This window comes from Vibrio sp. 10N.247.310.98 (genome assembly GCF_041467395.1).
Classification (GTDB): domain Bacteria; phylum Pseudomonadota; class Gammaproteobacteria; order Enterobacterales; family Vibrionaceae; genus Vibrio; species Vibrio crassostreae_C.
This window is the reverse complement of sequence record NZ_JBFSUL010000013.1, coordinates 90,526-98,587: the sequence shown is the minus strand read 5'-3', so window position 1 is coordinate 98,587 and position 8,062 is coordinate 90,526. Positions and strand designations below refer to the sequence as shown.

Annotated in this window: 8 protein-coding genes; 6 read left to right on the top strand and 2 right to left on the bottom strand. The window is 44.3% G+C overall.

Features of this window, described 5'->3' with window-relative positions:
- Positions 1 to 551: 551 nt before the first annotated feature.
- From thrS to AB6E78_RS07705, 6 genes are all read left to right on the top strand, one after another.
- A complete protein-coding gene (gene thrS / locus AB6E78_RS07730) occupies positions 552 to 2,480 on the top strand; it encodes a threonine--tRNA ligase (RefSeq protein WP_017059786.1) in 1,929 nt (642 codons plus the stop codon).
- 2 nt (positions 2,481 to 2,482) lie between these two features.
- Complete coding sequence (gene infC / locus AB6E78_RS07725; RefSeq protein WP_076654893.1) at positions 2,483 to 3,034, top strand: translation initiation factor IF-3; 552 nt, start codon at positions 2,483 to 2,485, stop codon at positions 3,032 to 3,034.
- Between the two features lie 104 nt (positions 3,035 to 3,138).
- Positions 3,139 to 3,333 (top strand): 50S ribosomal protein L35, encoded by a 195-nt coding sequence (gene rpmI / locus AB6E78_RS07720; protein WP_004738430.1) that lies wholly within the window; start codon positions 3,139 to 3,141, stop codon positions 3,331 to 3,333.
- A 42-nt stretch (positions 3,334 to 3,375) separates the two neighbouring features.
- Positions 3,376 to 3,729: a 50S ribosomal protein L20 gene (rplT, locus tag AB6E78_RS07715; protein ID WP_004733517.1), complete on the top strand. Its 354-nt coding sequence runs from the start codon at positions 3,376 to 3,378 to the stop codon at positions 3,727 to 3,729.
- Between the two features lie 224 nt (positions 3,730 to 3,953).
- Positions 3,954 to 4,268 carry a N(4)-acetylcytidine aminohydrolase gene (yqfB, locus tag AB6E78_RS07710; protein ID WP_017063603.1) on the top strand — a complete coding sequence of 105 codons (315 nt, stop codon included), beginning with the start codon at positions 3,954 to 3,956 and terminating at the stop codon, positions 4,266 to 4,268.
- 68 nt (positions 4,269 to 4,336) lie between these two features.
- Positions 4,337 to 4,786 carry a hypothetical protein gene (locus AB6E78_RS07705; RefSeq protein ID WP_017063604.1) on the top strand — a complete coding sequence of 150 codons (450 nt, stop codon included), beginning with the start codon at positions 4,337 to 4,339 and terminating at the stop codon, positions 4,784 to 4,786.
- An 81-nt stretch (positions 4,787 to 4,867) separates the two neighbouring features.
- Here the strand turns inward: AB6E78_RS07705 and AB6E78_RS07700 are convergent, their stop codons facing one another.
- Both AB6E78_RS07700 and AB6E78_RS07695 read right to left on the bottom strand, forming a co-directional pair.
- Positions 4,868 to 6,106, bottom strand: a complete 1,239-nt coding sequence (locus AB6E78_RS07700) for a leucine-rich repeat-containing protein kinase family protein (protein WP_372050968.1) — start codon at positions 6,104 to 6,106, stop codon at positions 4,868 to 4,870.
- Positions 6,107 to 6,221: 115 nt separating this feature from the next.
- Positions 6,222 to 7,754, bottom strand: coding sequence for an ATP-binding cassette domain-containing protein (locus AB6E78_RS07695; protein WP_372153756.1), 1,533 nt, complete (start codon positions 7,752 to 7,754; stop codon positions 6,222 to 6,224).
- Positions 7,755 to 8,062 lie beyond the last annotated feature (308 nt).

Sequence of the window (8,062 nt, the reverse complement as noted above, 5' to 3'; positions counted from 1 at the left end):
AGCTGATCAGATCGTAGGTTCTTGATTTAGTTCCATTGAATTACGCAACAAAGCCGCATCGGGGCTAAATTTAATCTCTAGGTTAGATGTATTACAGCCCCAAATAGTGTTCCCTGCCAATAAGTCATTTGCCAAACCACTGACGAAAATACTCCCAAAAATTACTCTTATGAGTCTATATTTTTGTTCAGAGTAAAAAGAATGGTTGAGGCTCAGAATATCAATACCCTACATTTACCTCTTTTGTTTCGCTTCATCAATCCTATGCAAGAAGACTTATTGCGTCTATAACACGATAGGCGTGCGAATTGCCTGAATTTGACTGCAGGGGAGAGGGGCGGCTTCGGCGCCATACCCACAGCGCATCATTGTCATTTTATATTATTTCGTTACAATGCTCGGATACCTACAAATAGGGCATCTGTATTTGCTTCTATGTGGGTATATTTATTATGCATATATCCCCAATCAGCGTACTCGTTGATTGAAAGACATATATTAAACATTTTCATGTGTTGCTTGGTGTGCAACACCACTGTAAAGGACAAATAATGCCAATTATTACTCTTCCTGACGGTAGTCAGCGTCAATTTGACAACCCTGTATCAACTCTAGATGTTGCCCTATCAATCGGTCCTGGTCTTGCGAAAGCTACCATTGCTGGTCGTGTAGACGGCGAGCGTGTTGATGCTTGTGATCTTATCGAAAACGATGCAAGCCTAGAAATCATCACAGCTAAAGATGAAGTTGATGGCCTTGAGATCGTTCGTCACTCTTGTGCTCACCTTTTAGGCCACGCGGTTAAGCAGCTTTTTCCAGAAGCGAAAATGGCGATCGGTCCTACTATCGATAACGGTTTCTACTACGATATCGATCTTGAGCACTCTCTAACGCAAGACGATCTAGAAAAGATCGAAAAGCGCATGAAAGAGCTAGCGAAGACCAAATACCAGGTTGTTAAGAAGAAAGTTAGCTGGCAGGAAGCGCGCGACGCATTCGAAGCTCGCGGCGAGACTTACAAGATTGAAATCTTGGACGAGAACGTTTCTAAAGACGATCGTCCAGGCCTGTACCATCACGAAGAATACATCGATATGTGTCGTGGTCCACACGTGCCTAACATGAGCTTCTGCCAGCACTTCACTCTACTTAACGTAGCGGGTGCATACTGGCGTGGTAACAGTGACAACAAGATGCTTCAACGTATCTACGGCACTGCATTCCACGACAAGAAGGCACTTAAAGCTCACCTTGTGCGCCTAGAAGAAGCGGCTAAACGTGACCACCGTAAAATCGGTAAAGCGCTTGACCTATTCCACATGCAGCAAGAAGCACCAGGCATGGTGTTCTGGCACCACAACGGTTGGACTATCTTCCGTGAGCTAGAAGTATTTATTCGTCAAAAACTGACTGAGTACGATTACCAAGAAGTTAAAGGCCCATTAATGATGGACCGTGTTCTTTGGGAACGCTCTGGTCACTGGGATAAGTACGCTGAAGCGATGTTCACTACTTCTTCAGAGAACCGTGAATACGCTATCAAGCCAATGAACTGTCCTGGTCACGTTCAAATCTTCAACCAAGGTTTGAAATCTTACCGTGATCTACCGCTACGTATGGCTGAGTTCGGCTCATGTCACCGTAACGAGCCGTCTGGCGCACTTCACGGCATTATGCGTGTTCGTGGCTTCACTCAAGATGATGCTCACGTATTCTGTACTGAAGACCAAGTTCAACAAGAAGTTAAAGCTTGTATTGAAATGGTTTACGATACTTACACAACTTTCGGCTTCGAAAGCATCGTTGTTAAGCTATCTACTCGTCCAGAACAGCGTGTAGGTTCAGACGAAATGTGGGACCGTGCAGAGGCTGACCTTAAGCAAGCGCTAGAGGCAATGGACATTGCATACGAGATTCAAGAAGGCGAGGGTGCGTTCTACGGACCTAAGATTGAATTTACTTTGCATGATTGTTTGGACCGCGCTTGGCAATGTGGTACAGTGCAGCTCGATTTTGCATTACCAGAACGTTTAGGTGCTACTTACGTAGGTGAAGATAACGAGCGTCACACGCCAGTTATGATCCACCGCGCGATTTTAGGTTCACTAGAACGCTTCATTGGTATTCTTATTGAAGAATACGCTGGCTTCTTCCCAACGTGGTTGGCGCCAGAACAAGCAGTTGTAATGGGCATTACAGACAAACAGTCTGAATATGTACAAGAAATTACGAAAAAACTGCAAAAAAGTGGATTTAGAGTCAAAGCAGACTTGAGAAATGAGAAGATTGGCTTTAAAATCCGCGAACATACTTTGAAACGTGTACCGTTCATGCTTGTGTGTGGTGACCAAGAAATGGAAGCCGGCGAAATTGCAGTACGTACACGTAAAGGTAAGGACCTTGGCAAATTTAAAGTGGATGACTTTATTTCATACATCCAAGCCGAGGTTTCAAGCCGTAAGCTCAATCTGGAGGAATAGCTATTAAAGGCGGAAGACGTGGCCAACAACCGGCCAAACAAAACCAGCACCGTTTAAACGGTGACATTCGTGGCGTTCGTGAAGTGCGTCTAACTGGCGCAGACGGCGAAGCTGTTGGTGTAGTATCAATCGCTGAAGCGATGGAAGCTGCAAATGAAGCTGGTATGGATCTTGTAGAGATCAGCCCTAACGCCGAGCCGCCAGTTTGTCGTGTGATGGACTACGGTAAGTTCCTCTTCGAGAAGAGCAAAGCTGCGAAAGAGCAGAAGAAGAAGCAAAAGCAGGTTCAGATCAAGGAAATTAAATTCCGACCTGGAACTGATATTGGAGACTATCAGGTAAAACTACGCAACCTGACTGGTTTCCTAGAAGACGGCAACAAAGTGAAGGTAACAATTCGCTTCCGTGGCCGCGAAATGGCTCACCAAGAAATCGGTGTTGACGTTCTTAATCGTTTGAAAGCGGATACTGAAGAATTTGCAGTAGTCGAATCTTTCCCAACGAGAATTGAAGGTCGCCAGATGATCATGGTGTTGGCCCCTAAAAAGAAGTAATTAACGGCTTTGCAAGTAATTGAACCCTGCAGCCTCAGGTTGCGGGGTTTTATTCGCCCTAATTACTATGTTATTAACAACTCAACAATGCGGAGTTATTCATCATGCCTAAGATGAAAACCAACAAAGGTGCTGCTAAGCGTTTCCAGAAAACTGCTGGTGGTATTAAGTTTAAGCACGCTGGTAAACGTCACATCCTGACTAAGCGTACTACTAAGAACAAGCGTCAGCTACGTCCGAACTCGATCCTTCCTAAATGTGAAGTTGCTCAAGTTCTACGTATGATGCCATACGCTTAATTCTTTTTAGTTTATAAATTCGTTTAGTTTAGGAGAAGCATAATGCCTCGCGTAAAACGTGGTGTACAAGCTCGTGCACGTCATAAGAAAGTTCTAAAACAAGCTAAAGGTTACTACGGAGCACGTTCACGTGTTTACCGCGTAGCTTTCCAAGCAGTTACCAAAGCTGGTCAATACGCTTACCGTGACCGTCGCAACAAGAAACGTCAATTCCGTCAACTTTGGATTGCACGTATCAACGCGGCATCTCGTCAAAATGGTCTATCTTACAGCCGTTTCATCAATGGCCTAAAGAAAGCATCTATCGAGATCGACCGTAAGATTCTTGCTGACATCGCAGTATTCGACAAAGCAGCATTTGCTGTTCTAGTTGAAAAAGCGAAAGCATCTCTATAATTTAGAGTTAGCTTAAAGGTTTAAGAAAAGGAGAACTTCGGTTCTCCTTTTTTATTGCCTGTAATTTGGCTTTGCCATACTCTCTCGCATCTCGCATCTCGCATCTCGCATCTCGCATCTCGCATCTCGCATCTCGCATCCCGCACCTAATTTTTATTCGCTTGAACACGCATTCTGGTATATAAACATTTACCTAACCTTTAAATGTAAAGCGACCGAAATAAATGACCGCACCGACCACTATGACGTTCTTCGAACGTTTTGAAACTGACATCCTATCTGGCAAGAAGACGATTACTATTCGTGATGAATCTGAGCGAGACTACCAGCCAGGCAGTGTTGTGGAAGTATCGACGCTAGAGCAAGACCGTGTGTTCTGTAATCTTAAGATCATCAGCGTTGAGCCAATTTTGTTTGATGACTTAGGTGAGTTCCATGCTCAGCAAGAGAACATGACGCTGCAAGTACTGAAAGACGTGATTCAAGATATCTACCCGGGTATCTCTCAACTGTATGTGGTTTCTTACGAGCTTGTGTAGCCCGCTTTAAATAGAATTTGTTGATCAATACTGCGTCTAACGCAGAGCAATGATAAAGGGAAGCCACAATGAGTGAATTACAGAGCGAAACAGTTCAGCAAATTTTGCTTCAACTTTATTGTCGTGAGCAAAATGAGCAGCCGTTAATCTCTAGAACTGATCTCGACATTGCTCTTTATGATAGCGAAGGCTTTCTAGCGTGGCGTGACACAAGGCGTAACTTTACGGTCAGTGATATCGAGAATCGAGTTTGGGTGAAGAGCTGCCCCGGCGGTTACATCACTGAAGTGCACTTCAATGCTGACGGTTCTTTGATTGAATATCGTTTGTTCGACCGATTTGAAACAACAGGGCAGTGGCAACTAAAAGACGGTTTGTTACACGTCGAGATTCTGAAGGGTGAGAACTGCTACCAGTTTGCTGTTGTGGCTCGTGCTGACCTTAATATTCACTCTGCGGTTGAGTATAAGAGCGGAGAGCTGCATTCGTACTTGAAGCTTGTTCAAGTTGAAAGCTAAACGCTGGTTCGTTTAATTAGCATATAAAAAAGCCAACAGTGATGTTGGCTTTGTTGTCTTCAATCTGACTGAATACTTCTATTAAGCTTCGAAGTTCGCCAATCGAGTATAAAGCTCGCTGTCTTGATCTTGCTTTGCACAAATCGTCAGTAGGTCTTCAATAAAGTACTTCAATGCACGTGCTTCAATTCGGCGAATACCTTGTTGATGTTCTTCAGTTAGGTAGCCGTAGATAGTCGCAGCGCCAAAGTCACCAAAGATCATCTGACCTTGTTCGTTCACTAAAGTGTTGTGAGCGTATAGATCACCATGAGAGACTTTATTGGCATGAAGGTGTTCAAACACATCAATCATCTGCTCTGTAATGCTATTGATTTGAGCAATTGAAAGTTCGAAACCTTCTGGGAAAGTATCACGCGTGCAAGTCTCGAGTGTTGGTGGTAGCCCTAGGTTGTAGTAGCTGTTTGGAATGAGTTCCATCACCAAAGCTAGGTAATCTTGTTCCTCTACTTGGGCGATAGATTTTACCAAGTTGTTATGGTGTCCAGCCTGCAAGCACGCTTCCAGTTCATCATGTGGGTAGCCGTCACTGGTGACTTCGCCTTTAAACACTTTAACCGCCACTTCCTGTGGAAAATCGAAGTCGCTGTTTAGCCAGCTTGCATGCGAGATCACGCCAGATGCGCCTTGGCCAAGTACTTGATTCAGTGAATAGCTTTGAGAGCTAACCGCAGGCACGCTATCTAAGCTGCTAGGGTGTTTGCAAAACGGGTTACCCGCAAACGCTAACCAAGCCAGTTTTGGTAGCTTGATAAGGAACTCTGGGAATTCAGTCAACTGGTTTGCAGACAGGCGAACTAGCTCAAGGTTGGATAGGTTTTCCATGCTTTCTGGTAACACGCGAATCTTGTTACCCGCCAATGCCAGTTTCTGTAGTCGCGGTCTTTCACCTAGTGAGCTAGGCAGGGCCTCAATCTCATTGTCGGTCAGGATTAACCAACGTAGTTGAGTCGGCAGAGATTGTTCGCTAACGGTTTTGATTTGGTTGGTTTTGAAGCCAACCATTTCGAGCTTAGGAAGTGACCCTAGAACATCAGGCAGGTGCGTAAACAGGTTATTCGACGCGAAGATAATACGCAGGTTAGTTAGCTTTGATAACTCGGCTGGTAGGTCTGACAGCTGATTACCTGAAAGGTCTAGGATCTCAAGAGAATCTGCAAGCTCTATGATTTCTAGAGGGAACTCTGTGAGACCTTCTGATAGTTTTAGACGCTTAATACCTTTAAGTTGCCCTGATTTTAATTGTTCTAGAGTATGCAAACCTTAGCCTTATGAATAGATGTTCGAGGCGAGTAGTTTACTTGTCTCAACCGAGAAAGGCGAGTATCCGGAAGAATACTCGCCTAACTAAGCTCAGTGAACGAATTTACGAAGGTTAAAGCTGTATATGGTTTTGGCTAACGCCGATCTCCTCAACAAAATCGCTATCATGACTGACCAAGATGAATGCGCCTTGGTATTCACGCAGAGCCGAAGCCAATATTTGCTTCGAGTCTATGTCCAAGTGATTGTCTGGTTCATCAAGCAAAAGAAGTGGGGCATCCTGTTTATGGCTGACGATCAACATCGCCAGCTTCATTTTCTCGCCACCACTGAGGTGATCGACTTTTCGATATACCGAGTCACGCCTGAATCCAATTCCCGCTAGCAGTGTTCGCGCGTCGCTCTCTGTTAATACAAAGCTATGCGTTATTAAACTATCGAACATCGTATCGTTGGTGTCTAACAGGCCAAAGTGTTGATCCAAATAGACGGTCGCCCCTAAGCGCTTAATCGAGCCTTTATAATTGGCGTGTTGACCGTGAATCGCTTTTAACAGTGTCGACTTTCCACACCCGTTAGCACCGGTTAGATAACACCGTTCCCCTTGTGATAAAGAGAAACTGATTGGCGCACCAGAGCCGTAAATAAGGCGGCAGTTTTCAACGGTTAACAAAGAGCTCTTTTTACTGTTATTACTCTGTTGTAGATACAAGGCCTGTGGTTTTAGTTGTTCCTTTTGTTCTTTAAGAGATTGAAGCTTATGTTGGTTTTGGTCCTTTAAGTTCTTTTGACTAGTGGCTGATGCTCCTTGCGTTCGTCCTGCTTTATCTTTCATCGCATCCAATAATATCTTGGGTTGGCTACCGGACTTTCTGAGTCGATTACCTTGAGACTCACGTTGCTGTGCTTTTTCCTTATTAGCTTGAGCTTGGCGCTCCAGTCGTTTCTTTTCGGATTGGTGATGTGCAATCTGTTTATCTAGTGCATCGGCCTGATTCGACATTTGTTTGAAGTAGTCATCGTAGTTTCCTTTATAGAAACGTAACCCCAAACTGTTGAGATGGTAGATACCTTCCATTTGTCTCAATAAGCTTCGATCATGGCTGACGACAAGTACCTTACCTTCAAACAACTGGCATTGTTCTAGTAGCCAATTGCGTCCGTCGTTATTTGATACGAATAGCTGATGAAGCTGTAACAGGGCGAGTTGCCCACCACTCAAAGAGCAACAAAGTGTGTTCAAATCACGAGTGATCTTTAATGTACCTAGCAACTGCTGGGTACGTGCCTCTAAATCCCAATCATCGCCAACGATATTGAAGTGCTGCAGTTCACAGCTACCTTGTTCTATGGCGCTTAACGCTTCTAACTTTTCGGTGAGTCCTAAGAAGTCAGCGATGGTGATGTTGGTATCCAGTAGCGTTGATGGTAACTGAGAGTAAAAGCCGATTGAACCTTGGCGCGAAACACTGCCCGTTGTGGGCTGTTTTTGTCCAACGAGCAACGAAAGTAACAATGACTTTCCAGCCCCATTTCTTCCGACTAGGCCTGTGAGGCGAGTGCTCAAATTAAAGGTGATGTTTTTGAATAACCACTCACCAGTATCGAGTTGGAATGAGAGATTATTGGCTAATATAGTCGGCATAGAAATACCTCCCTTTACGTGTAAACGAGTAAAAGGGGTGAGGCGCTTTTCTGTGCAAGCTCCTGCTGGATGCTAACAACAGATCGCCAAAGGCGTTACTTAGATAGATGACCAATGAAAGAGAGAAAGCGGTATTGAGATGGTTCCTGTCTTTGAGGTACTGATCTTAAAGATGTTTGTTTGTCAAAAAACGGATCTTTAAGAGCTTGATTTGTCGCGAAAATAGATGATGAAGTAACGCCCACTAACCCCGAGTGTCCAAATGATTTTTATAAAAATAAATCGGATGTCAGGATGTTAGTACTTCA